We start from the raw sequence: 22578 nt of genomic DNA on the forward strand, positions 1-22578 counted from the left end.
GGGAATTCGTCACATCGACGACATCGGCATCGTCAAAGTGACATGAAGCAGGTTATGATAGATAACGTCAAATCGACGAAAAGCGTGTTCGCAGACAAGAAAGGGTGCGTGTCGTGACCACCGCCCAGCCACTGGATGTCCAGCCGTCGCCGCTCGCTCTGCTGCTGCTCGGCCGCGAGGCCGACGCCAAGAGCGAGCGGGGTGTCGACTGCCCCGGCGACCTGCCCTCGCCCTCCGACCCGGACCTGGTGGAGCGCGCCCGCGCCGCCAAGGAAAAGCTCGGGGACAAGGTCTTCATCCTCGGTCACCACTACCAGCGTGACGAGGTCATTCAGTTCGCCGACGTCACCGGGGACTCCTTCAAGCTGGCCAAGGACGCGGCCGCCAAGCCGGAGGCCGAGTACATCGTCTTCTGCGGTGTGCACTTCATGGCCGAGTCCGCGGACATCCTGACCTCCGACGACCAGAAGGTCGTACTGCCCGACCTCGCCGCGGGCTGCTCGATGGCCGACATGGCCACCGCCGAGCAGGTCGCCGAGTGCTGGGACGTGCTGACCGAGGCCGGAGTGGCCGAGCAGGTCGTGCCCGTCTCGTACATGAACTCGTCCGCCGACATCAAGGCGTTCACCGGCAAGCACGGCGGGACCATCTGTACGTCGTCGAACGCCAAGCGGGCGCTGGACTGGGCCTTCGAGCAGGGCGAGAAGATACTTTTCCTTCCCGACCAGCACCTCGGGCGCAACACCGCCGTGCGGGACATGGGCATGTCGCTGGACGACTGCGTGCTCTACAACCCGCACAAGCCGAACGGTGGCCTGACCGTCGAGCAGCTGCGGAACGCGAAGATGATCCTGTGGCGCGGGCACTGCTCGGTGCACGGGCGCTTCTCGGTCGAGTCCGTCAACGACGTGCGCGAGCGCATCCCCGGCGTCAACGTCCTCGTGCACCCCGAGTGCAAGCACGAGGTCGTGGCGGCCGCCGACCACGTCGGCTCGACGGAGTACATCATCAAGATGCTGGAGGCGGCTCCGGCCGGCTCCAAGTGGGCCATCGGTACCGAGCTGAACCTGGTCCAGCGGCTCGCCAACCGGTTCGCGGCCGAGGACAAGGAGGTCGTCTTCCTCGACAAGACGGTCTGCTTCTGCTCCACCATGAACCGCATCGACCTGCCGCACCTGGTGTGGACGCTGGAGTCGCTGGCCGAGGGCAACCTGGTCAACCGCATCGAGGTCGAGCGCGAGACCGAGCAGTTCGCCAAGCTCGCGCTGGAGCGGATGCTGGCGCTGCCGTAGGTCTTTCCCGTACGTCGTCGGTAAGGGGCATCCCGCATTGCGGGGTGCCCCTTACCTGTGTCACGTCACCGGGTGCGGCGCCTTGGCTTACCTGCCACCGTGGAGGCGATGAGTTCCGGGGCGTCCGGACGTCTACCTCTTCACAAGGCCATACAGCCGCCGGGAAGGGTGAGGAACATGCAGTACATGATCCAGATGAACGTGCCTGCCGATGAGTGGGACGGCATGATGTCGTCGTTCTCAAAGGAGGACATGCTGGCGATGTTCGCGCACATGGACGCGCTCAACCAGGAGATCGGAGCGGCCGGCGAGCTGGTGGAGGCGCGCGGTCTCGGCGGGCCCACCCTGGTCAAGACCGTACGGGCGACCGACGACGGGCGGGCGAAGGTGACCGACGGGCCCGCGGCGCCCGGGCGGATCCTGGCCGGCTACTGGGTGGTCGACGTCAAGGACGAGGAGCGGGCCCTGGAGATCGCCGCGCGGGCGTCGGCCTGCCCCGGCCCCGGGGGCAAGCCCGGAAACGATCCGGTCGAGGTGCACGCCGTCCCGGAGGGGCCGCCCGAGGTGCCCGAAGGCTGAGAACGGGGCGAGCCCCGGCACCCCTCGTGAGGGATGCCGGGGCTCGCTGCTGTGCGGAATCAGGTGTCGTACGCCGGTCAGACCTTCGCCGGCTCCTGTGACGCGTCGGTGTCGGACTGGGCCGGGACGCCCGCCTTCGCCGCGCGCTTGGCCGCCTTCTTCTTGGCGCGGCGCTCCTTGCGGAGCTCCACCATCGCGTACAGCGTCGGCACCAGGAGCAGCGTCAGCAGCGTCGACGTGATCAGACCGCCGATCACCACGATCGCCAGCGGCTTCGAGATGAAGCCGCCCTCTCCGGTGATGCCCAGTGCCATCGGCAGCAGCGCGAAGATCGTCGCCAGTGCCGTCATCAGGATCGGCCGCAGGCGGTGACGCCCGCCCTCCAGGACCGCCTCGACGACGCCCAGACCCTGGGCGCGGTACTGGTTGATCAGGTCGATCAGGACGATCGCGTTGGTGACCACGATGCCGATGAGCATCAGCATGCCGATCATCGCCGGGACACCCATGGGCGTACCGGTGAGGAGCAGCAGGCCGATCGCGCCGGTCGCCGCGAACGGGATGGAGACCAGCAGGATCAGCGGCTGGACGAGCGAGCGGAACGTCGCGACCAGCAGCATGAAGACGATCGCGATGGCCGCCAGCATGGCCAGGCCGAGCTGGACGAACGCCTCGTTCTGGTCGGAGGAGACGCCGCCGATCTCGACGCTCGCGCCCGCCGGCAGCTCCTTCTTCAGCTCGGTGATCTTCGTCTGGAGCGCGGCGGTCACCGCGCCCGTGTTGTCGGCGGACGGCTTGGCCGTGATCGTCGCGGCGCGGGCGCCGTCGATCCGGGTCTTGGAGACCGGACCCGCGACCAGCTTCACCTCGGCGATGTCACCGAGCTTCACCTGCCCGAGGTTCAGCTTCTTCAGCTCGTCCATCGTGGTCGCCGGCCTGGCCGACTTCACGACGACATCGCGCTCGGTGTCGTCGAGGATCGCCTTGCCCGAGGTGGTGCCGCGCACCGCCTGGGCGACGGCCGCGCCGAGGGTCTGCTGGTTGAAGCCGGCGGCGGCCGCCGTGTCGTTGGCCGTGACGGAGATCCGCGGCACGCTCTGAGCCAGGTCGCTCTGTACGTCGGTGACGTCGTCGAGCTTGGCGACCGCGTCCCGTACCTGCTCGGACGCCTTCTTCAGGACGTCCCCGTCACCGGCCTTGACCACGACACTCAGGTCCTGGCTGCCGAAGCCGCCGCCCGCACCGATCGTGGTGTCGCCGATGCCGTCGAGCTTGCCCAGCTCCTCGTCGATCCGCTCCTGGGTGGCCTCCGACGCGGAGGCGTCCTTGAGGGTCAGCTGGTACGTCGCCTGGTTGGCGCCGGTGCCTCCGCCGAAGGCGGCCGCGAAGCCCGAGGAGCCGACCGTGACCTGGTAGTCCTTGATCGTGTCGATCGAGTCGAGCGCCTTCTCGACCTTCAGGGCGGCCTCGTCGGCGGCCGCCAGGCTGGTGCCCGGCTTCAGCTCCTGGGTGACGGACAGGGTGTCCTGCTCGCCCTCGTCCAGGAAGTTGGTCTTCAGCAGCGGCGCCATGGCGAACGTACCGATGAGGACGACGACCGCAATCGCCAGGCTCATCAGGCGGCGGCGGGTCGCGAAGCGCAGGACGGGGACGTACATCCGCTGGAGCGGGCTGCGTGCCTCCTTCTCCTCCGCCTTGCGGCGCAGAGCGGCCGGGTCGACGCCCTCGGAGCCCTTGGGCGGGCGCAGGAACCAGTACGAGAAGACCGGCACCACGGTCAGGGAGACGAGCAGGGACGCCAGCAGCGCCGCCGTGACGGTGAGGGAGAACGAGCCGAACAGCTGGCCCACCATGCCGCCGACCAGGCCGATCGGCAGGAAGACGGCGACGGTGGTCAGCGTCGAGGCGGTGACCGCGCCGGCCACCTCCTTGACGGCGGTGATGATCGCCGAGTGGCGCTCCTCGCCGTACGCCAGGTGACGCTTGATGTTCTCCAGGACCACGATCGAGTCGTCGACGACGCGGCCGATCGCGATGGTCAGCGCGCCGAGCGTGAGGACGTTGAGCGACAGGTCGCGGGTCCACAGCACGATCAGCGCGAGGACGACGGACAGCGGGATGGAGATGGCGGTGACGAGGGTCGAGCGGACCGACGCGAGGAAGACAAGGATGACGATGACGGCGAAGACCAGGCCGAGGGCGCCCTCGGTGGTGAGGCCGGAGATCGACTTGGAGACGGCCGGACCCTGGTCGAAGACGACCGCGATCTCGCTGCCGGCGCCGAGGCTGTCGCGCAGCTCGGGGAGCTTGTCCTTGACCGCGTCGGAGATGGCGACGGCGCTGCCGTCCTGGTCCATGGTGATGGCCAGGGACAGGCTGGGCTTGCCGTTGGTACGGGTGATGGAGGCCGCGGTGGCGGGCTGCTCCTCGACGGTGGCGACGTCACCGAGGCGTACCGGCTTCGGCGGCTTGCCCTGGCCCGTCGGCGTCGCGGTGACGCGCAGGTCCTCGATCTGCTTCAGCGACGTGTAGCCGCCGCCGACCTGGACCGTGCGGCTCTTGCCGTCCTCGGCGAAGGAGCCGGCCGGGACGGTCGCGCCGCCCGCCTGGAGGGCCTGGCCGAGAGCGGCGGCGTTCAGGCCGGCCGCCGCGAGCTTCTTGTCGTCGGGGGTGACGGCGACCTGAAGATCGCGGACACCGTCGATGTTGACCTGGCCGACGCCGTCGATGTCCTCGAGTACGGGGACGACGGTGTTCTCCAGCCGGTCGGCGAGCGCCTGCTGGTCCTGGCCGGAGGTGACGGCGAGCAGAACGGTGGGTATGTCGTCCGTCGAGCCGGCCACGACCTGCGGGTCGACGTCGTCGGGGAGCTGGGCGCGGGAACGGTTCACGGCCTGCTGGACATCGGCGACGAGCTGCTTGGTGTCGTTGCCGTAGTCGAACTGGGCCATGATCACGGCGTTGCCCTCGCTCGCCGTGGAGGTGACGCCGGTGATGCCGTCGACTGCCTTGATGGTGCTTTCGAGCGGTTCGACGACCTGCTTCTCGACCACATCGGGGGACGCACCCTGGTAGGGCGCCAGCACCGACACCATCGGGAACTCGATGGTGGGCAGCAGCTGCTGCTTGAGCTGCGGGATCGCGATGGCGCCGAAGACGATCGCAATGATCGACATCAGGCCGATCAGTGCCCGCTGAGCGAGGCTGAACCTGGACAGCCAGGACATGGGTGGTCTCTCTTCTGTGGCGTGCGAGGCAGGCGGGCACGACGACGCCTGTTGGCACGGCGGCCCGTTTATACGATCAGCCATTCGAAGAGGGCGATTCCTCGCTCCCAGGTCCCTTTCTTATGCGGCGCATACCGCAGGCGGAGTAGTGGCCGCTACACCTTCACTCCACCCTTGGCCGTACGAGGCCCGATTCGTACGCGATTACCACCAATTGGGCGCGATCGCGGGCGCCGAGCTTCGCCATCGCCCTGTTGACGTGGGTCTTGACGGTGAGCGGGCTGACGACGAGCTGCTCGGCGATCTCGTCGTTGGAGTGGCCGCCGGCGACCTGGACGAGAACCTCGCGCTCGCGCGCGGTGAGCGCCGAGAGCCGCTCGGTGCGGGCTGCCGCGGCTTCGTCGTCGTCCGAACTGCCGCCCTGCGCGAGGAATTTGGCGATCAGCCCCTTGGTCGCCACGGGCGAGAGCAGCGCCTCTCCGGCCGCGGCGATGCGGATGGCGTTGAGCAGCTCGTCGGGCTCCGCGCCCTTGCCGAGGAAGCCGGAGGCGCCGGCGCGCAGGGACTGGACGACGTACTCGTCGACCTCGAAGGTCGTCAGCATCACGACGCGTACGGCGGACAGTTCGGGGTCTTCGCTGATCATGCGGGTGGCGGCGAGGCCGTCCGTACCCGGCATGCGGATGTCCATCAGGACGACGTCGGCGCGCAGAGCCCGGGCGAGCTCGACGGCCTCGGCGCCGTCCGCCGCCTCGCCGACGACCTCCATGTCGGGCTCGGAGTCCACCAGGACCCGGAAGGCGCTGCGCAGCAGGGCCTGGTCGTCGGCGAGCAGCACTCTGATGCTGGTCGTGGCCGTCGTCATGCGTTCTCCACCGTTCGCTCCCCCGTGCGCGCCTTGAACGGCAGGATCGCATGTACGCGGAAGCCGCCGCCGTAGCGGGGCCCTGTGGTCAGGGTCCCGCCGAGGGCGGTGACGCGCTCGCGCATGCCGGTGAGGCCGTGGCCGCCGCCGTCGGCTTCGGGGCCGGCTGCGGCGCTGTCCTTCCCCGTGCCGTTGTCGATCACGGTGACTTCGGCGGACGAACCGACCCGGACCACGCTGACCTCGGCCCTGGCGTGGGCGCCCGCGTGCTTCTGGACGTTGGTCAGGGCTTCCTGGATGATCCGGTACGCCGCGAGGTCGACGGCGGCGGGCAGCGGTGCGGCCACTCCCTTGTCGGGCCTGGCCACCTCCACCGGGAGCCCCGCGTTCCGGAAGGTGTCAAGGAGCTGGTCGAGGACGGCGAGCCCGGGAGCGGGTTCGGTCGGGGCCTCGGGGTCGCCGGACTGGCGGAGCAGGCCGACGGTGGCGCGCAGTTCGTTCAGCGCGGAGCGGCTGGCCTCCCGAACGTGCGCCAGGGCTTCCTTGGCCTGGTCGGGGCGCTTGTCCATGACGTGGGCCGCGACGCCCGCCTGGACGTTGACCAGCGCGATGTGGTGGGCCACGACGTCGTGGAGGTCGCGGGCGATGCGCAGCCGCTCCTCCGCGACGCGGCGGCGGGCCTCTTCCTCGCGGGTGCGTTCGGCGCGTTCGGCGCGTTCGCGGATGGCGTCGACGAACGCGCGGCGGCTGCGTACGGCGTCTCCGGCGCTCGCCCCGATGCCGGTCCAGGCGAAGATCCCGAGGTTCTCCTGGGAGTACCAGGGGCCGCTGCCGAAGCACATCGCGGCGGCGGTCAGGCCGGTCATCGTCAGCAGGCCGACGCGCCAGGTGGTGGGGCGGTCGGTGCGGGAGGCGACCGTGTAGAGCGCGACGACGGCGCTCATGGCGACGGGGGACGGCGGGTCGCCCGCGACGAGCTCGACGATGGTGACCACACCGGTGAAGGCGAGTACGGCCATGGCCTTGCGGCGGCGGAAGACCAGGGCGGCGGAGGCGAGCACCATCAGGACGAGGCTGAGCGTGCCCGGGGTCCGGGTGCCGAAGGTGGGGCCGTTGGGGCCGCCGTGCGGGTCGGCGAAGGAGCCGATCACCATCGTCACCAGGACGGCCAGGGCGATCGCGGCGTCCAGGGCGAGGGGGTGTGCGGTGAGCCAGCACCGGGAGCGGGTGAATCCCGTACCGAGGGCAGTCATAGCCCGTAACGGTACGGCGTACGGGCGCGACACGGCGCCGGTACGGGGCGGGCGCGGGCCGGTGCGGGGCGAGCCGGGCGCCTGTGCGGGAGCGGCGCGGGCCGGTGCGGGAGCGGGGGCGCGGGTGCGGCCGCTGAGCGGGGCCTTCCCCGACCCGCCCCTTCCCGAACCCGGGCTCCGCCCCGGACCCCGGTCCTCAAACGCCGGACGGGCTGGAAGTGACGGGGGTCAGTCGGGAGGGCGCATCGTTCCGGGGTCTGCCGGGATCAAGCCGTCGTCGGACAGCATCTCGCGGACCTCGTCCAGCGTCGCGTCCTCGGCCGGGAGGATCAGCTCGGACGGTTCGAGGGACTCGTCCGCCAGCGGCTCCCCGAGGCGGCGTACCGCTTCGAGGAGCGCACCGAGCGTGCGCCGGAAGCCGGATTCGTCGCCGCTCTCCATTTCGGCGAGCAGTTCGTCGTCCAGCTTGTTGAGTTCGGCGAAGTGGCTGTCGGCCACCTTCACCTGGCCCTCCCCCATGATCCGTACGATCACGACGTGCTCCTTCGCCCAGTGAGCGGCCGGCCTACTGCTTGTCGAACTTGGAAGGCTGGGTCTGCGACTGCGACTGCTGCTCGCCGTCCCGCGAGCCGCCTTCGAGCGCCTGCTGCTGCGCCGACGGGCCGCCCGCCAGCTCGGCCTTCATGCGCTGCAGTTCCAGCTCTACATCTGTACCACCGGAGATGCGGTCCAGCTCGGCGGCGATGTCGTCCTTCGCCGTCCCGGACTGGTCGTCCAGGGCGCCGGAGGCCAGCAGCTCGTCGATCGCGCCCGCCCGCGCCTGCAGCTGCGCGGTCTTGTCCTCGGCCCGCTGGATCGCCAGGCCGACGTCGCCCATCTCCTCGGAGATGCCCGAGAAGGCCTCGCCGATCCGGGTCTGCGCCTGCGCGGCGGTGTACGTGGCCTTGATGGTCTCCTTCTTCGTACGGAAGGCGTCGACCTTGGCCTGGAGGCGCTGCGCGGCCAGCGTCAGCTTCTCCTCCTCGCCCTGGAGCGTCTGGTGCTGCGTCTCCAGGTCGGTGACCTGCTGCTGCAACGCGGCACGACGGGACAGCGCCTCGCGGGCGAGGTCCTCCCGGCCGAGCGCGAGCGCCTTGCGGCCCTGGTCCTCCAGCTTGGAGGACTGCCCCTGCAGCTGGTTCAGCTGCAGTTCGAGCCGCTTGCGCGACGTCGCCACGTCGGCGACACCGCGGCGTACCTTCTGAAGCAGCTCCAGCTGTTTCTGGTACGAGTAATCGAGGGTCTCGCGCGGATCCTCGGCCCGGTCAAGGGCCTTGTTTGCCTTCGCGCGGAAGATCATCCCCATACGCTTCATGACACCGCTCATGGGCTTCGCGCGCCCCCTTCTGACGGACTACGGAACCAGCTCCAGCACTTGAACCCACACTACGGGCCCTGCATCTATTACCGCACTGTTCGCGGGCCGATGCGCTCCTCCTCCAGGACGACTGACGTCCGCCGGGCTCCAGCCCAGGGAGTAGGTGACGGTCAGGGAAACCGACCGTTGCGGGATCGTTCCCCTCCGGACTGGGGTCCATGCGCCGTACCCCGTACCCTTGGGCTTTGTGTTCCGTAGCCGTTCCTCCAAGGAAGAGAAGGCCCCCACCGACAAGGTGCAGGTGGACCTCTCCAAAGCGTCCCGTGATCCGCAGGCCCCGAAGGGCCGCCCCACCCCGAAGCGCGCTGTCGCACAGTCGCAGCGCCGCAACGGGGCGGCGGCTCCGTCGAACCGCAAGGAGGCGATGAAGCGTCAGCGCGAGGCCCGCCGTGCGGACCTGGCAAGGCAGCGGCAGGCACTGGCGAGCGGAGACGAGCGCTATCTGCCGGCCCGCGACAAGGGCCCCGTCCGCCGCTTCGTGCGCGACTTCGTCGACTCCCGCTTCTGCGTGGCCGAGTTCTTCCTGCCGCTCGCGGTGGTGATCCTCGTCCTGAGCATGATCCGCATCAGCAACATCCAGAACATCGCGCTGCTGCTGTGGCTCGGCGTGATCGTGATGATCGTCATCGACTCGATCGGCCTGGTCATCCGGCTCAAGAAGCAGCTGAACGAGCGCTTCCCGAACGAGCCGAAGCGCGGCGCCGTCGCCTACGGCCTGATGCGTACGCTCCAGATGCGCCGTCTGCGCCTGCCGAAGCCCCAGGTCAAGCGCGGGGAACGGCCCTGAGCGCGGATGATCCGACGGGTATCTCCCGGTTCGACGGTGCGGCGGCCGACTGGCTGAAGGGCGTCGGCACCTTGCGCGACACCGTTCGCCAGGAACTGGTCGCGCGCCAGCTCGACGAGCAGATATCGGCCCGCTTCCCGGTGGGCCGGCGGCTCGCCGTGCTCGACGTCGGCATGGGCCAGGGCACCCAGGCCCTGCGCCTGGCCCGGGCCGGTCACAAGGTGACCGGCCTGGAGTCCGACCCCGACATGCTGGTCGCGGCACGCGACGCGCTCGCCGGTGAGCCCGAGGGCATCCGCGAGCGGGTGCGCCTGGTCGAGGGCGACGGCCTGGACACCGGGGTGCACTTCCTGCCCGGCAGCTTCGACGTGGTCCTGTGCCACGGCGTGCTGATGTACGTCGAGGAGCCCGACGCCATGGTGGCGGGCCTCGCCCGGATGCTGGCACCCGGCGGACTGCTGTCCCTGCTCGTACGGAACGCCGACGCGCTCGCGATGCGGCCCGGGCTCGGCGGGAACTGGGCCGGGGCGCTCGCCGCGTTCGACTCGGACTCGTACACCAGCCGGCTCGGTCTGCGGGTGCGCGCCGACCGTCTCTGCGCCCTGACCTCGACCCTCGCCGGGATCGCCGCGCCCCTGCACGCGTGGTACGGCGTGCGGGTGTTCACCGACAACGTCGAGGACGAGGACGAGGCCAACGACGCGTCGCGGCTTCCGGCGGAGGAGCTGGAGCGGATCCTCACCCTGGAGGACCGGGCGGGTCGGACCGACCCCTACCGGCAGGTCGCGGCCCTGCTGCACCTGTGCGGCGTGCGGGGCTGAACAGCCCACGCCACACGTCTTTCCCATCCGCTCCACCGATGGACCTTCTCCACGGGCACTGGAATTCCCCGAAAGGGACACTCCAGGCATGGATGGATCACGTTCACGTGACCACGGCCGTGCGCGCCGTCGGCTTCCGCTGCCCATGACCGCCGCGGCCTGCGCGGTCGTGCTGGCCTGTCTGAGCGGGTGCTCCGGCTCCGGAGCGGTGTCCGCGTCGCCCAGGGCCACCGCGGAGGCGGGTGCGCCGGTGGCGCGGCAGGACCTGGAGAGCGAGTACCAGCAGGTGATCCGGGACGTGCTGCCCTCGGTGGTCCAGATCGACGCGTCCGACAGCCTGGGCTCGGGCGTCGTCTACGACGACGACGGCCATGTCGTCACCAACGCCCACGTGGTCGGCAGCGAGCGCGACTTCAAGGTCACGGCGGCCACGGGCGGCGCCACGCTCGCCGGGCGGCTCGTCGCCGCCTACCTGGAGCAGGACCTCGCCGTCATCAAGCTGGACAGCGTCCCCGACGGCCTGAGGCCCGCGAGGTTCGCGGACTCCTCGCGGGTCGAGGTGGGGCAGATCGTCCTGGCCATGGGCAGCCCGCTGGGCCTTTCCAGCAGCGTCACGCAGGGCATCGTCTCGGCGGTCGGCAGGACCGTGAGCGAGGGACGTTCGGGCGGCGGTACGGGCGCGACCATCGCGAACATGGTGCAGACCTCGGCGGCGATCAACCCGGGCAACAGCGGCGGGGCGCTGGTCAACCTCGACAGCGAGGTCATCGGCATCCCGACCCTGGCGGCCACCGACCCGGAGATGGGCGGCGGCGCGGCGCCGGGAATCGGGTTCGCGATCCCGGCCTCGATGGTCAGGACGATCGCCAACCAGATCGTGCGGGACGGCCGGGTCACGGACTCCGGGCGGGCGGCGCTCGACATCACGGCCCGCACGGTCGTGGGCGACGACTTCGAACCGTCCGGCGTCGCCGTCGTCTCGGCCGAGGAGGACGGCGCGGCGGCGCGGTCCGGTGTGCGGGCCGGGGACGTCATCACGGAGCTCGACGGCGCCTCGATCACCACGATCACCTCACTGGCGGAGGCGCTGGCCTCGCACAAGCCGGGCGACAAGGTGCGGGTGACCTACCTGCGGGGCGGCGACAGGCACACGGCGGAGGTCACGCTCGGCGAGATCTAGGTTCCTTGGGCCTACTGCTGTCCTCGGCCGCCGGACGGATTCGACGCGGAGCCCGTCCGGCGGCCGAGGACACATGTTCAGACCGTCAGGCCTCTTCCGCGTGCAGGCTCATCGGGCCGTAGATCTTCGTGCCGTCGTCGGAGAGCACCACCTGGTCGGCGCCGCCCTCGACCAGGTCCTTCCAGACCTCGCCGATCCACGACTCCGCGTCGCCCTGCGTGGTGAACTCCTCCGGCACCACCGCCGGCTGGACCTCCGTACCGTCGGCCTTCTCGAACCGCCACGTCCACGCCATGTTCGCCTCCCGGGTCCCACCCGTGCTTTTGTCCAGCACAGCCTGCCCCGCAGCGTAGCCGGGCGCGCATCACCGGCGGGGACGCGGGAGGATCTCCTCGTGGAACTGACTCTCCTCGGCACCGGGGCCCCGGCCGGCCTGCCCCGCCCCGACTGCCCCTGCGCCTCGTGCGCCACCGCCCGCGGCCCTCTCGCCCGGGCGGCGACCGCGCTGCTCGTGGACGGCGCGCTGCTGCTCGATCTGACGCCGGGGGCGGCGCCGGCCGCCGCCCGCGCCGGGCACTCGCTCACCGCCGTACGGCAGGTGCTGCTGACGCATCCGCACGACGGGCCGCCGATGGAACTGCCGGCCGGACTGCCGGCGGCCGGGCGGGTGCCGGACGGGCGGGAGCTGACGCTGATCAGCGGGCACCGGGTGCGGGCCGTGCCGATGGACTCGCCCGGCACGGGGTACGAGGTGATCTCCCCGGAGGGCGAGCGGCTGCTGTATCTGCCGCCGGGCAGCGCGCCCGCCGGGGAGAGCGTCAACGGCCACACGTACGACATGGTCGTCGCCGACATCACGGGCCGGCCGGACACGCTGGCACGGCTGCGGGCGGCGGGAGCGGTCGGTGCGACCACGGACGTCATCGCCGTACACCTCGATCACGACGTGCCGCAGGGGCCCGAACTGGAGCGGCGGCTGGCGGCGGCGGGCGCGCGGGCGGTGCCGGACGGGACGACGGTGATCGTCGGCGAGTACCACGCGGTGCCGGACGTGCCGCGCAGGACGCTGGTGCTGGGCGGGGCGCGGTCGGGCAAGTCGGTGGAGGCCGAGCGACGGCTGGAGACGTTTCCGGAGGTGGTGTACGTCGCCACGAGCGGCACCCGGGACGACGACGCGGAGTGGGCGCAGCGGGTGGGCCTGCACCGGGAGCGCAGGCCGGGCGCGTGGCGTACGGAGGAAACGTGCGAGCTGGCTCCGCTGCTGGCCCAGGACGGGCCGCCGGTGCTGATCGACTGCCTGGCGCTGTGGCTGACCGACGCGATGGACCGGGTCGGGGCGTGGGACGACGCGAAGTGGGCGTCGGACGGGCGGCGGGCGCTGGGGGAACGGACGGCGGAGCTGATCGCGGCGGTGCGGGCGACGCGGCGGACGGTGGTGGCGGTGAGCAACGAGGTCGGCTCGGGGGTGGTACCGGCCACGGCGAGCGGGCGCCGGTTCCGGGACGAGCTGGGGCGGCTGAACGCGGCGTTCGCGGGCGAGTGCGAGCAGGTGCTGATGGTGGTGGCGGGGCAGGTGATGGTGCTGCGGGGCTGAGCGGGAGCCGCCCGCCCTTCCCGCTGTGGCACTTTGCGCCTCCACCGCATGGGGGCAGGCCTCAGCCCCCGGACGCCCTCCGGCCGTGGTCCTCAAACGCCGGACGGGCTGGACGGTAGGGGAACAGCCCCGCAGGGAGCCCCACCGCTGACTGGGCGTCAGTCGCCGTGCCGGTACTGTTCGGCGAATGAGCTCGCTTAACCTCGACGACTTCTCCGACCTGATCGAACGCCCCGACGGCGGCGTCCGGCGCGACGCCGAAGAACGCCGGGAGCGGCTGATCGTGCCGCCCGGCGCCCTCGGCCGGCTCGACGAGCTGGGTGAGTGGCTGTCGGCCGCGCAGGCGTCCGTACGGGTCAAGCCCATCGAGCGGCCCCGCGTGGTCCTCTTCGCCGGTGATCACGGCGTGGCCGAGCTGGGCGTCTCCGCACGGCCCGCCGGTGGCGCCCACCGGCTTGTGCGTTCCGTGCTGGACGGCGAGAGCCCCGTCGCCGTGCTCGCCCGCCGTGCCGGCGCGACCGTACGGATCGTCGACGCGGGGCTCGACTGCGACCCGGAGCTGCTCCCCGAGGACGTCGTACGCCATCGCGTGCGCCGCGGCTGCGGGCGCATCGACGTCGAAGACGCGCTCACGCTCGACGAGGCCGAGCAGGCCGTGCGGCTCGGCATGGCGGTCGCGGACGAAGAGGCCGACTCCGGGACCGACCTCGTCGTACTCGGCGATCTGAGCGTCGGCGGTACTACCGCCGCCGCCACCCTCATCGCCGCCCTGTGCGGCACGGACGCCTCCGTCGTCACCGGCCGCGGCGGGGCCCACATCGACGACCTGGCGTGGATGCACAAGTGCGCCGCCATCCGCGACGCCCTGCGGCGGGCCCGGCCGGTCCTCGGCGACCAGCTGGAGCTGCTGGCGACCGTCGGCGGCGCCGACCTCGCCGCGATGACCGGATTCCTCCTCCAGTGCGCTGTCCGGCGTACGCCGGTGATCCTCGACGGCGTGGTGTCCGCCGCCTGCGCCCTGGTGGGCCAGCGCGCCGCTTTCCGGGCGCCCGACTGGTGGCTCGCGGGCCAGGTGAGCGGCGAGCCGGGGCAGGCGAAGGCGCTGGACCGGATGGCACTCAACCCTCTGCTCGATCACGGCGTCACTGTCGGGGAAGGAACGGGGGCATTGCTCGCGCTTCCCCTCGTACAGGCTGCCGCCGCACTCGCGGCGGACCTGCCCGAGCGGACGTCGGACGAGGGCGAGAAGGCGGCCGACGCGGCCGTCGGCAGCGCGACGGACTGACCGCGTGTGCGGCCGGCGACCACCGGCCGCGGACGCGCACTCCCCGCGCCGCGATGCCCCATATGATCGCTTTTCATGGGAGAAGTCCGCTTGGCCACCGAAGGAACGAACCGAACGAGCCCGACGAACAGGCGCAGCACCCCCCGCGCGCGCCGCAGCGCGGCGTTCGCCGTCTGGTATCTGCGCCTCGTCACGTTCGTCAACTTCCTGAGCGCCGTCTGGGTTTCGCTCGGCCAGGACCTGCGTCGCCACAACACCGACGACTACTTCACGCCCTACCTGCTGACCGCGGGCTTCGCATCCGGCGCCTTCACGCTCTTCCTGGCGATCACCATGCGCCGCCGCAAACGCGCCGCCTGGATCCTCAACTTCGTACTGGGCGGGCTCTTCCTGCTCCTCTTCGCCCTCGCGATGCTCTTCCCCGACGTCCGCCAGTACTGGCAGAACTGGGTCTCCCTGATCCTGACCGCCGCCTTCGTCCTGGCCCTGCTGCTCGGCCGGCGCGAGTTCTACGCCAAGGGTGACCGCTCGAATCCCGCGCTGGCCGCCGTCGTCGCCCTCGGCGGGCTGCTCGTCACCTCGCTGATCGCCGCGCTCCTCGTCACGGTCAGCAACACCGCGCCCGACGACGACCGGTCCTCGTTCCTGGACCGCTGGCGTCACGGCGTGATGCGGCTGGTGTCACTGGCCCCCGAGGACGCCCGCTTCCAGGGCATCACCACGCCCGGCTGGGTCAACGTCACCATCAACGTCATGAGCACGCTGCTGCTCCTCGGTGTGCTGTACGCCGCCTTCCGCTCCCGCAGGACCGTCGACCCGATCACCGAGGAGGACGAGACCGGACTCCGCGCCCTCCTCGAGAAGTTCGGCGAGCGCGACTCCCTCGGTTACTTCGCGCTGCGCCGCGAGAAGAGCGCCGTCTGGTCCCCCACCGGCAAGGCCGCCGTCACCTACCGCGTCGTCGGCGGCGTATCGCTCGCGTCCGGAGACCCGATCGGCGACCCGGAGGCCTGGCCGGGCGCGATCGAGCCGTGGCTGGCACAAGCGCGCGAGCACGGCTGGATTCCCGCTGTGATGGGCGCGAGCGAGGAAGGCGGCACGGTCTACGCCCGGCACGGCCTCGACGCGCTGGAACTGGGCGACGAGGCGATCGTCGAGATCGACGAGTTCACGCTGGAGGGGCGCGCGATGCGGACCGTGCGCCAGGCCTACAACCGGGTGAAGCGGGCCGGCTATACGGTCCGTATCCGCCGCCACGAGGACATCCCAGACGGCGAGATGGCGGAGCTGCTGCGCAAGGCGGACGACTGGCGCGACGGGGAGACCGAGCGCGGCTTCTCGATGGCGCTCGGACGCCTCGGTGACCCGGCGGACGGGCGGTGCGTCATGCTCGAATGCACGGACGGGGAGGGGGAGCTCAGGGCCGTACTGAGCTTCGTGCCGTGGGGGCCGCACGGCCTGTCGCTGGATCTGATGCGGCGGGACCGCGACTCCGAGAACGGCCTGATGGAGTTCATGGTCATCGAGCTGCTCCAGTCCGCCAAGGAGATCGGGATCACGCAGGTCTCACTGAACTTCGCGATGTTCAGGTCGGTCTTCGAACGTGGCTCGAAGCTCGGCGCGGGGCCGGTACTGAGGATGTGGCGTTCACTGCTCAGCTTCTTCTCGCGCTGGTGGCAGATCGAGTCGCTGTACCGCGCCAACGCCAAGTACCGGCCGATCTGGGAGCCCCGGTTCATGTTGTTCGAGAAGAGCTCCGACCTGCTGCGCATCGGCCTCGCGTCGGCCCGCGCCGAGGGCTTCCTCGAAGCGCCCGGCCTGCCCGGGTGGATGCACCGCAAGCACCTGGAGACGAGACGGTGACGGCCCTGCGGCGCTTCGCGCGCCGCGAGTGGGGTCCGCTGTACGCCGACGTACGGACCGCACTCGTCACCCGGAAGTGGCGGGCCGTCCCGCTGACGCTCGGGGCGGTCTGCCTCACGGCGCTCCTCCACGCCGTACAGAACCAGTCCTGGGGCTACGGCCCCGTCCACGACCTCGGCTTCGTGCGCGCCGACGACCCGCTGTGGCTCGCGCTGCTGCGCACGCCGCTGTCGCTGTTCGTGCCCGCGCTCGACCTGCCGGTGTGGGGCGCGCTCGCGCAGGTCCTGATCGTCTTCGGCATCGCCGAGATCTGTCTCGGGCGGCCGCGCACGCTGGTCGTCGCGTACGTCGCGACGCTCGCCGGGACGCTCTACGCGCGGGCCGGCATCGCGCTCGGCCCCGGCAGCCCGCTCGGGCTGCCCGCCTCCGACGCGCAGGTCGTCGACACCGGGCCCTCGGCGGCGGTCGTCGGCCTCGCCGTCTATGTGTGCCGGCGGTACGGGGCGTACTGGACGGGGGGCCTGGTGATCGTCGCGATGGTCGTCGAGGTGTGCGTCAAGAACAACCTCGCGGGCAAGGAGCACCTGGCGGCGATCGCCGCGGTGCTGGTGCTCTGCGTGCTCGCTCACTTCTCGTCGCGCGACGGCGCCAGTTCGGGCGTGGGCGTCCCGCCGATCAGGTCCTGAATCCGTCGGTTGAGCCCCGACCAGCGGCGGTCGTGGTGCCAGATGCGCAGCGCTGCCCGGGCGCGGGTCTTCGGGCGCCGGCGGTAGAGGTGCCTGGCCCACGGGGAGCCGGGCTTGGCCAGCCGGATCGCGCCGACGAGCGCGACGACGGGTACGACCGTGCCGAAGAGCGCGGTGAGAAGTTTCCCCTTGCTGACCGCCACCAGCGCCAGGAAGAAGTTGAGGAACACGTTCAGGATGAGTGCGGCGCGGCTCTGCCGCTCCTCCGGCGACAGCTGGTCGACTCCGAACGGGACGGATCCGATGAGGACCAGTACCACCAGGGTGGCGGTCACGACCACGATCTCCACGCTCTGGCGGCCCTGTTCGCTCCAGTAGACGTCGTCGAGATGCAGGACCAGTGCGAACTCGTCGAGGACCAGCCCCGCACCGGTTCCGAAGATCACCGCGCACAGCGCCGAACTGACGCTGTGCGCGCCGGTGGCCACCGCCCCGAAACCGCCGATCGTCATCAGGATCACGCCGGGGACCACGTGGTGAATGTGCAGACCGCCGGGTGAGATGTTCCTGAAGGGGCCGCGGCCCGCCCGGATCAGCCTTGTGATGGTGCGGGTGATGGCGAACGTGAAGATGAAGGAGAGCAGGGCCAGGAGCAGGGGGAGCTTTCCCGGCTCGAGGATGTTGCGATACCACCAGTGACCCATGCCACTCGGTCCCCTCTGTATGCTTTTGGGCGTTGTGCGCAACTTACCGGCCGCCGTCGGCGACTAGCGTGCGCGCCGTGACCTCTCTCCTCAGCGACGGCATACGTTTCGCCTTCGGCACGCTCACCGTGCTTCCCGTACGCGTGACCCGGTGGGACCGCGAGGCGGCGCGCGCCGGGATGCTCTGCGCTCCCCTCGCCGGGCTCGCGGTGGGCCTGTGCGCGGCAGCCGCCGGCGGCGTACTCCTGCTGCTCGGCTCGGGGCCGCTGCTCGCCGCCGTGGCGAGCGCGGCCGTGCCCGCCGCCCTCACCCGGGGCCTGCACCTGGACGGTCTCGCCGACACGGCGGACGGCCTGGGCAGCGGCAAACCGGCCGAAGAGGCGCTGCGCATCATGAAGCAGTCGGACATCGGCCCGTTCGGCGTCATCACACTGCTGTTCGTGCTGCTCACCCAGGTCGCCGCTCTCCATGAGCTGTACGCCGCCGGGTGGGCGCACGGTGCGGCCGGCGCCGCCGTCTCGGCCGTCGCCGCCCGCCTCGCCCTGACCCTCGCTTCCCGTACGGGCGTCCCCCCGGCCCGTCCCGAGGGGCTCGGCGCTGCGGTCGCGGGCACGGTGCCGATACGGATCGCGGTGGCTGTCACGGTCCTGGCGGCCGGCGCCGGCGCGGGCGTGGCGGGTGCGCTTTTCGGTCCGTACGCCGCCCTGCGTTACGCCGCTTCGGTACTGGCCGCACTCGCCGCCGCGCAGGTGCTGCTGCGCCACTGTGTGCGCCGCTTCGGCGGTGTCACGGGCGACGTCTTCGGCGGGCTGGCGGAGACCGCGGCGACGGCCGCGCTGGTGGTACTGGTGCTCGGGTGACGGAATAACGGCACTGTGAGTCAAAGTAGTTGACTGCCCGTCACCGCAAGGTGCACGCTCTTCCCCCACGGCTGTCGGGGGAGACAGAAGATGCCGGAGTTTCCTGGCTGGGACCACAGCAGCGAATTCACTGAGGCCTACCGCAAGGCGGTGCGCTGCCGGTCACGGCTGTCGAAACGCGGCCCCAAGCATCCGCCCGTCGTGCTGCGCACCGGCGTGGAGGAGGCGCAGCAAGCCCTGGGCGCCCTGGAGCTGGGCCTCCAGCGCTCGTCGAGGGCGCGGGGCACGGTGCCGTGCACGCCGTACGCCCATGTCGACTGGCGCGGCGGCTCCAGGACCGAGCTGATCGCGAGAATCGCCGAGGAACTGAAGAAGAACGCTCCCGACGAGGCGGGCAGACTGCGGCTGCCCGCGTACGACCTGCTCCAGCACGTAGCCGGCAACGGGGCGGGAACCGACGCGCAGCTGGCGGACCGGGTGTTCGCCAGGCACCGGGGCCGGGTGACCGCCGTACTGCCGGCCAGGGACACCACGGGCCCGACGATCAATGCGGGGTTCATGACCGTCCCGCTCCGCTCCGTCTGGTCGGTGGCGGAACGGGTCTACCTGAAGCTCTGGGAGCGCCGCTGGGAATGGCGTCTCGCGCGGCGCAGGCGCTACCGCCTGCTGTGGCCGGAGAACTACCGCGGCAAGCGTACGTACGCCGCGGCGCTCGACGAGTTCAACCGGACATGGGAGGCGGCAGCCCGGGACGGCAGCGGCCCCGGAGACACCGATCGGTGGGACGGGCTGCTCCTCGCGGCCCTGATGACCGACCTGTACGGCCACGCGCGCCAGGGCCTGTTCCACCCGGGCCGCAGGCGCCGCCGCCCGCGCCACGCGCTGCTGCTCAACGGCACGCGGCCCGGGGCAGGCGGCGGCGACGGAGGCAGCGCGGCCGTCGCCGGCTTCGTCGAGCTGTACGGCGCCCTGCAGCGGCCGAGTCCCAACGCCGCCACGGTGGTGATCGCCGCGCTGCCGGACACGGACGACGCGGCGGCGGGCGGCGGCACCCTGGAGGAGGCGGCGCGCCGGCTCGACCCCGCCAAGGGTGCGATCCCGACGCCCTACGAGGTACGGCTCACGCGCCCGGAGCCGGGCAGCCGCAGCGTCACCGTGCTGCCCGTCTGGACGCCGTGGGTGCGGCTGCGGCCCGGCGGGGAGCTGGCCCTCGAAGCGGGGGCGCTCGCCGTCGCCCTATGGCTCACCGGGCAGTTCGGGTTCCTGCCCAGCCCCATACGCGACTCCTACACGCAGTGCCTCACCGGGTCGGACTATGTACGGCAGTCCAGGGCGGAGCGGCCCGCGCTTCCCGCCCAGTACGCCGGCGCGCTCGAAATGATCGCCGAGCAGAACAAGATCGCCGAAACCGAGGGGAAGCCGGAGCGGACCGTGACCATCGCCCACGTCCGGGCCTCCATGGCGCCGAACGAGGCCGAGCGGCGGTCCGGCGGGGCCATCCCCGAGCTGCGCGGGCTGGCCCTGGCCCAGCAGTCGCTGCACCGGCTGGCGCCCGCGAACGACAACGGGATCTGGGTGCGGATCAAGACGTACGACGCCGGAGTGCAGTTCAAGAACGCCCGCGAGGTGGCGGCCGAGATCGTCCGCGAGGCGCAAAAGGACCAGCACCTCATCGGCGTCACGGGATTCACCGAGAGCCGTAAGGAAACGGTCGCCGCACTGCGTGTCCTCAATTCGGCCCGTATTCCCATTGTGAGCTCCACGGCCACGGCGAAAGCCATGGAGGTCGGGCGTTATTACCACGGCGCCGCGCCGAACAACAGGCGGGAAGCGCGGGTCGTGGCGGAGTTCGTGAAGAGGGCCAACACGGTGCGTACGGGAGAGGATTCCTGCGCGCCCGCCGAGAGCGTCGCCGTGGTGACCGATCCGACCGATGTGTACAGCGACGAACTGGGCAAGGAGTTCGCCAAGGACTTCCGCTCGGCCGGCAGCCGTATCGGCTACATCCCCGGCGGAAACAGCGGAGTCGTCGTACCGACCGAGTCCGACCTCGACATGAAGTTCAGCATGTCCGAGGTGGCCGAGGCCGTGTGCAGCAGGGTCGCGGGAAAGAAGAAGACACTGGTCTACTGGACCTCGCGGGTAAGGGAATTCGACAATTTCCTGGAGACGTACCAGAGCCTGAGCAAGTGCGCCAACAAGGACCTCACCGTGATGGGCGGAAACGAACTCACCAATGCCGCGCTCTCCGGCGGATTCGTCGGGAAGTCGTGGCTGCACCTCTATCACACGGCTCATATGCTGCCCGCCGGTCATCCGGACCGCAGCGCGACGGCCAAGGCGTTCAACGACGCGTACACGGAGAAATTCACCGGGTCCGATCTGTGGCTGAACGACGGGCACGCCGCGCTCGCCCACGACGCGGTGCAGGTGCTCGCCCAGGCCACGAGTCAGGCGAACGCGGCGGGTGTGGAACTGACGCGGCCCAACGTCCAGCAGATCGTCAACAGCGGTTCGTTCGACCTGGAGGGGGCCAGCGGCCGGCTGCGGTTCGCGGCGGGCTCGCTCCAGCGGCCGCTCAACAAGCTGCTGACCGTCCTGCATCACGGGAAGGACGGCTCGGCGCCGGTGCTGATGTGCGGGGACTCCGGGAAGAACATCGACGCCGGGAAGGAGTGGCAGCAGGGCGGTACGTCGTACGACTGCCCACAGGACGAGTAGGCGCGGTCACTCGCAGGGTTCGCGCCACACCCCCAGCTCGTACTTCTTCAGCATCGAGCTGAGCCGCAGCTTGCGCGCCTCGGGGCAGAAGCGGCTCGTCGCAAGCTCGTACTCCACATGGAAGACCGCCTTGCCGGCCTCGATGAACGGCGTGAGCTTCGCGCACTCGTCGAACTCCGCGCACTGCTCGTTGACCGCGAAGTCGAAGTCCCCCACGAGCTCCGGGATCTGGTCGAGGTCGTTCTTGAGGCCGACGGCCAGACCCCGGTCGTGGGCGAGGCGGGCGATCAGGCGGTTGTAGCGGAGCTGGTGGGCGGCGGTGAGCGGGAAGCCGGTGCGGTTGCGGTAGCCGTCCATGTTGTCGGGCTCGACCGCGTCGAAGCCCTTGTCGCGGCACATGTCCATGCGGTGGGCCATCAGGGGCTCCAGGACGTCGGTACGGCGGATGTCGAGCCAGCGCTCGCCCTTCCAGCCGTTGCCCCGGCCCAGTACGGATTTCGGGAACTCGCCTGCGTCCGGCCTGAAGTCCTCCCACGCGCCGGTCGAGAGGTAGCAGATGACCTTGCGGCCGCGGCGGTGCAGGCCGGCGACGGCGGAGGCGGGATGGTCGAAGCCGTCGATGTCGTACACCGGTACGTCGACGGCCGGGTCGAGCCTGCCGCTGAGCTGCCACTGCCAGGCGAGGCCGGGCTCCGGCTGCCAGCGGGCGCTCGGCTCGGGATCGTCCGGTGCGGGAGGGCCGCCCGTGCAGCCCGCGAGCAGCAGCAGCGGAAGCAGCAGGAGGAGTGCGCTCTTATGCTTCACCGGGCCGGCTCCAGGTCGTGCGGCAAGGTCCCCCACGGGTGCGGTGCTTCGCCCGGTACGGCGCAACCGACGGCGGCGGTGAACGCGGCGGCGGGCGGCGCGGCGTACACGAGATGGCAGAAACGGCAGTGGGCGTACGCCGCTGTCCAGGGCGGGGCGTCCGGGGCGCCGCGGTAGGTGTCCCAGGTGCCCTCGAACGTGACGAGGACGTCGGCCAGCTCGATGTAGCCGGGGTCGGGGTGGACGCCGTGGTTGAGCACGAGCGTGGCCGCGCCCGCCGTGCGCGCGGAGACGGCGAGACGCCGGTAGTGGGGCAGCGCGTCCGGTCCTGCCGCCACCTGGTCCAGGAACGCCCCGTCCGCGCCGTACCAGTCGCGGTGGCGCAGCAGGTCCCGCACCACCGCGGCGTGCGGGCGCTGCGCGTAGTCCGTGTCGGCGTAACCGAGGACGCGTACGCCCGCCGCGCGCAGGCGCGACGAAACGGCGGCGAAGGCGGGGTCGGGCGCGGCGCCCGGGCCGCTGTCGGGGTTGAGGACGACGCCGTACAGCCGGGGGGCCGCCCGGATGACGGCCTCCCAGGCGTCCGGGCGTTCGGCGGGGTGCTCGTAGAAGGGCACGAGCAGGTTCTTCACGTGTGCAT

20 protein-coding genes are annotated in these 22578 nt (G+C 71.0%); 11 read left to right on the forward strand and 9 right to left on the reverse strand.

The window, feature by feature from the left end:
- Nucleotides 1-104: 104 nt before the first annotated feature.
- Both nadA and AC1P0E_RS08585 read left to right on the forward strand, forming a co-directional pair.
- The gene (gene nadA / locus AC1P0E_RS08580) at nucleotides 105-1292 is read left to right on the forward strand and encodes a quinolinate synthase NadA (protein ID WP_482741557.1); all 1188 of its coding nucleotides are present in this window, start codon (nucleotides 105-107) and stop codon (nucleotides 1290-1292) included.
- Nucleotides 1293-1469: 177 nt separating this feature from the next.
- Nucleotides 1470-1871 carry a YciI family protein gene (locus tag AC1P0E_RS08585; RefSeq protein WP_482741558.1) on the forward strand — a complete coding sequence of 134 codons (402 nt, stop codon included), beginning with the start codon at nucleotides 1470-1472 and terminating at the stop codon, nucleotides 1869-1871.
- A gap of 77 nt (nucleotides 1872-1948) precedes the next feature.
- Here the strand turns inward: AC1P0E_RS08585 and AC1P0E_RS08590 are convergent, their stop codons facing one another.
- From AC1P0E_RS08590 to AC1P0E_RS08610, 5 genes are all read right to left on the reverse strand, one after another.
- Nucleotides 1949-5098, reverse strand: coding sequence for an efflux RND transporter permease subunit (locus tag AC1P0E_RS08590; protein ID WP_482741559.1), 3150 nt, complete (start codon nucleotides 5096-5098; stop codon nucleotides 1949-1951).
- Between the two features lie 163 nt (nucleotides 5099-5261).
- Nucleotides 5262-5963, reverse strand: a complete 702-nt coding sequence (locus tag AC1P0E_RS08595) for a response regulator (protein WP_482741560.1) — start codon at nucleotides 5961-5963, stop codon at nucleotides 5262-5264.
- On the reverse strand, nucleotides 5960-7216 hold the full coding sequence (locus tag AC1P0E_RS08600) for a sensor histidine kinase (RefSeq protein WP_482741561.1): 1257 nt from the start codon (nucleotides 7214-7216) through the stop codon (nucleotides 5960-5962). Before AC1P0E_RS08600 ends, AC1P0E_RS08595 begins: the two co-directional genes overlap by 4 nt.
- Nucleotides 7217-7444: 228 nt before the next feature.
- Nucleotides 7445-7750: a PspA-associated protein PspAA gene (gene pspAA / locus AC1P0E_RS08605; RefSeq protein ID WP_482741562.1), complete on the reverse strand. Its 306-nt coding sequence runs from the start codon at nucleotides 7748-7750 to the stop codon at nucleotides 7445-7447.
- Between the two features lie 31 nt (nucleotides 7751-7781).
- The gene (locus AC1P0E_RS08610; protein ID WP_482741563.1) at nucleotides 7782-8570 is read right to left on the reverse strand and encodes a PspA/IM30 family protein; all 789 of its coding nucleotides are present in this window, start codon (nucleotides 8568-8570) and stop codon (nucleotides 7782-7784) included.
- A gap of 250 nt (nucleotides 8571-8820) precedes the next feature.
- Between AC1P0E_RS08610 and AC1P0E_RS08615 the strand changes: the two genes are divergently transcribed.
- The 3 genes from AC1P0E_RS08615 (at nucleotide 8821) to AC1P0E_RS08625 (ending at nucleotide 11421) form a co-directional block, all read left to right on the forward strand.
- Complete coding sequence (locus tag AC1P0E_RS08615) at nucleotides 8821-9420, forward strand: DUF3043 domain-containing protein (RefSeq protein WP_482741564.1); 600 nt, start codon at nucleotides 8821-8823, stop codon at nucleotides 9418-9420.
- Nucleotides 9421-9491: 71 nt separating this feature from the next.
- Nucleotides 9492-10241 (forward strand): class I SAM-dependent methyltransferase, encoded by a 750-nt coding sequence (locus AC1P0E_RS08620; RefSeq protein WP_482741565.1) that lies wholly within the window; start codon nucleotides 9492-9494, stop codon nucleotides 10239-10241.
- An 88-nt stretch (nucleotides 10242-10329) separates the two neighbouring features.
- The gene (locus AC1P0E_RS08625) at nucleotides 10330-11421 is read left to right on the forward strand and encodes a S1C family serine protease (protein WP_482741566.1); all 1092 of its coding nucleotides are present in this window, start codon (nucleotides 10330-10332) and stop codon (nucleotides 11419-11421) included.
- A gap of 85 nt (nucleotides 11422-11506) precedes the next feature.
- Here AC1P0E_RS08625 and AC1P0E_RS08630 read toward each other — a convergent pair whose 3' ends face one another.
- Nucleotides 11507-11716 carry a hypothetical protein gene (locus AC1P0E_RS08630; protein ID WP_482741567.1) on the reverse strand — a complete coding sequence of 70 codons (210 nt, stop codon included), beginning with the start codon at nucleotides 11714-11716 and terminating at the stop codon, nucleotides 11507-11509.
- A 99-nt stretch (nucleotides 11717-11815) separates the two neighbouring features.
- Here AC1P0E_RS08630 and AC1P0E_RS08635 point away from each other — a divergent pair, with 99 nt between their 5' ends.
- The 4 genes from AC1P0E_RS08635 (at nucleotide 11816) to AC1P0E_RS08650 (ending at nucleotide 16849) form a co-directional block, all read left to right on the forward strand.
- Nucleotides 11816-13015: a bifunctional adenosylcobinamide kinase/adenosylcobinamide-phosphate guanylyltransferase gene (locus AC1P0E_RS08635; protein ID WP_482741568.1), complete on the forward strand. Its 1200-nt coding sequence runs from the start codon at nucleotides 11816-11818 to the stop codon at nucleotides 13013-13015.
- A 187-nt stretch (nucleotides 13016-13202) separates the two neighbouring features.
- Complete coding sequence (cobT, locus tag AC1P0E_RS08640; RefSeq protein ID WP_482741569.1) at nucleotides 13203-14300, forward strand: nicotinate-nucleotide--dimethylbenzimidazole phosphoribosyltransferase; 1098 nt, start codon at nucleotides 13203-13205, stop codon at nucleotides 14298-14300.
- Nucleotides 14301-14375: 75 nt separating this feature from the next.
- Nucleotides 14376-16163, forward strand: coding sequence for a phosphatidylglycerol lysyltransferase domain-containing protein (locus AC1P0E_RS08645; RefSeq protein WP_482741570.1), 1788 nt, complete (start codon nucleotides 14376-14378; stop codon nucleotides 16161-16163).
- Nucleotides 16160-16849, forward strand: a complete 690-nt coding sequence (locus tag AC1P0E_RS08650) for a hypothetical protein (RefSeq protein WP_482741571.1) — start codon at nucleotides 16160-16162, stop codon at nucleotides 16847-16849. The genes AC1P0E_RS08645 and AC1P0E_RS08650 overlap by 4 nt, the downstream gene beginning before the upstream one ends.
- On the opposite strand, the gene AC1P0E_RS08655 is transcribed toward AC1P0E_RS08650, so the two are convergent.
- On the reverse strand, nucleotides 16789-17553 hold the full coding sequence (locus tag AC1P0E_RS08655; protein WP_482741572.1) for a hypothetical protein: 765 nt from the start codon (nucleotides 17551-17553) through the stop codon (nucleotides 16789-16791). The two genes, AC1P0E_RS08650 and AC1P0E_RS08655, sit on opposite strands and share 61 nt — an antisense overlap.
- Nucleotides 17554-17630: 77 nt before the next feature.
- Here AC1P0E_RS08655 and AC1P0E_RS08660 point away from each other — a divergent pair, with 77 nt between their 5' ends.
- Both AC1P0E_RS08660 and AC1P0E_RS08665 read left to right on the forward strand, forming a co-directional pair.
- On the forward strand, nucleotides 17631-18413 hold the full coding sequence (locus AC1P0E_RS08660; RefSeq protein ID WP_482741573.1) for an adenosylcobinamide-GDP ribazoletransferase: 783 nt from the start codon (nucleotides 17631-17633) through the stop codon (nucleotides 18411-18413).
- A 90-nt stretch (nucleotides 18414-18503) separates the two neighbouring features.
- The gene (locus AC1P0E_RS08665; RefSeq protein WP_482741574.1) at nucleotides 18504-21134 is read left to right on the forward strand and encodes a type 1 periplasmic-binding domain-containing protein; all 2631 of its coding nucleotides are present in this window, start codon (nucleotides 18504-18506) and stop codon (nucleotides 21132-21134) included.
- Between the two features lie 6 nt (nucleotides 21135-21140).
- Here AC1P0E_RS08665 and AC1P0E_RS08670 read toward each other — a convergent pair whose 3' ends face one another.
- Both AC1P0E_RS08670 and AC1P0E_RS08675 read right to left on the reverse strand, forming a co-directional pair.
- Complete coding sequence (locus AC1P0E_RS08670) at nucleotides 21141-21938, reverse strand: endo alpha-1,4 polygalactosaminidase (protein WP_482741575.1); 798 nt, start codon at nucleotides 21936-21938, stop codon at nucleotides 21141-21143.
- Entirely contained in the window at nucleotides 21935-22570 is a 636-nt protein-coding gene (locus AC1P0E_RS08675; protein WP_482741576.1) for a spherulation-specific family 4 protein, read from the reverse strand. The genes AC1P0E_RS08670 and AC1P0E_RS08675 overlap by 4 nt, the downstream gene beginning before the upstream one ends.
- Nucleotides 22571-22578: the final 8 nt, after the last annotated feature.

This window comes from Streptomyces sp. TRD_SC_5, from assembly GCF_056836825.1.

Bases quoted from the DNA above. Each gene is read 5' to 3' on its own strand.
- AC1P0E_RS08645 (WP_482741570.1), top strand. From the start codon at position 14,376: ATGGGAGAAGTCCGCTTGGCCACCGAAGGAACGAACCGAACGAGCCCG.
- AC1P0E_RS08610 (WP_482741563.1), bottom strand. From the start codon at position 8,570: ATGAAGCGTATGGGGATGATCTTCCGCGCGAAGGCAAACAAGGCCCTT.
- AC1P0E_RS08665 (WP_482741574.1), top strand. From the start codon at position 18,504: ATGCCGGAGTTTCCTGGCTGGGACCACAGCAGCGAATTCACTGAGGCC.
- AC1P0E_RS08630 (WP_482741567.1), bottom strand. From the start codon at position 11,716: ATGGCGTGGACGTGGCGGTTCGAGAAGGCCGACGGTACGGAGGTCCAG.
- AC1P0E_RS08625 (WP_482741566.1), top strand. From the start codon at position 10,330: ATGGATGGATCACGTTCACGTGACCACGGCCGTGCGCGCCGTCGGCTT.
- AC1P0E_RS08595 (WP_482741560.1), bottom strand. From the start codon at position 5,963: ATGACGACGGCCACGACCAGCATCAGAGTGCTGCTCGCCGACGACCAG.
- AC1P0E_RS08600 (WP_482741561.1), bottom strand. From the start codon at position 7,216: ATGACTGCCCTCGGTACGGGATTCACCCGCTCCCGGTGCTGGCTCACC.
- AC1P0E_RS08585 (WP_482741558.1), top strand. From the start codon at position 1,470: ATGCAGTACATGATCCAGATGAACGTGCCTGCCGATGAGTGGGACGGC.
- cobT (WP_482741569.1), top strand. From the start codon at position 13,203: ATGAGCTCGCTTAACCTCGACGACTTCTCCGACCTGATCGAACGCCCC.
- AC1P0E_RS08655 (WP_482741572.1), bottom strand. From the start codon at position 17,553: ATGGGTCACTGGTGGTATCGCAACATCCTCGAGCCGGGAAAGCTCCCC.
- AC1P0E_RS08590 (WP_482741559.1), bottom strand. From the start codon at position 5,098: ATGTCCTGGCTGTCCAGGTTCAGCCTCGCTCAGCGGGCACTGATCGGC.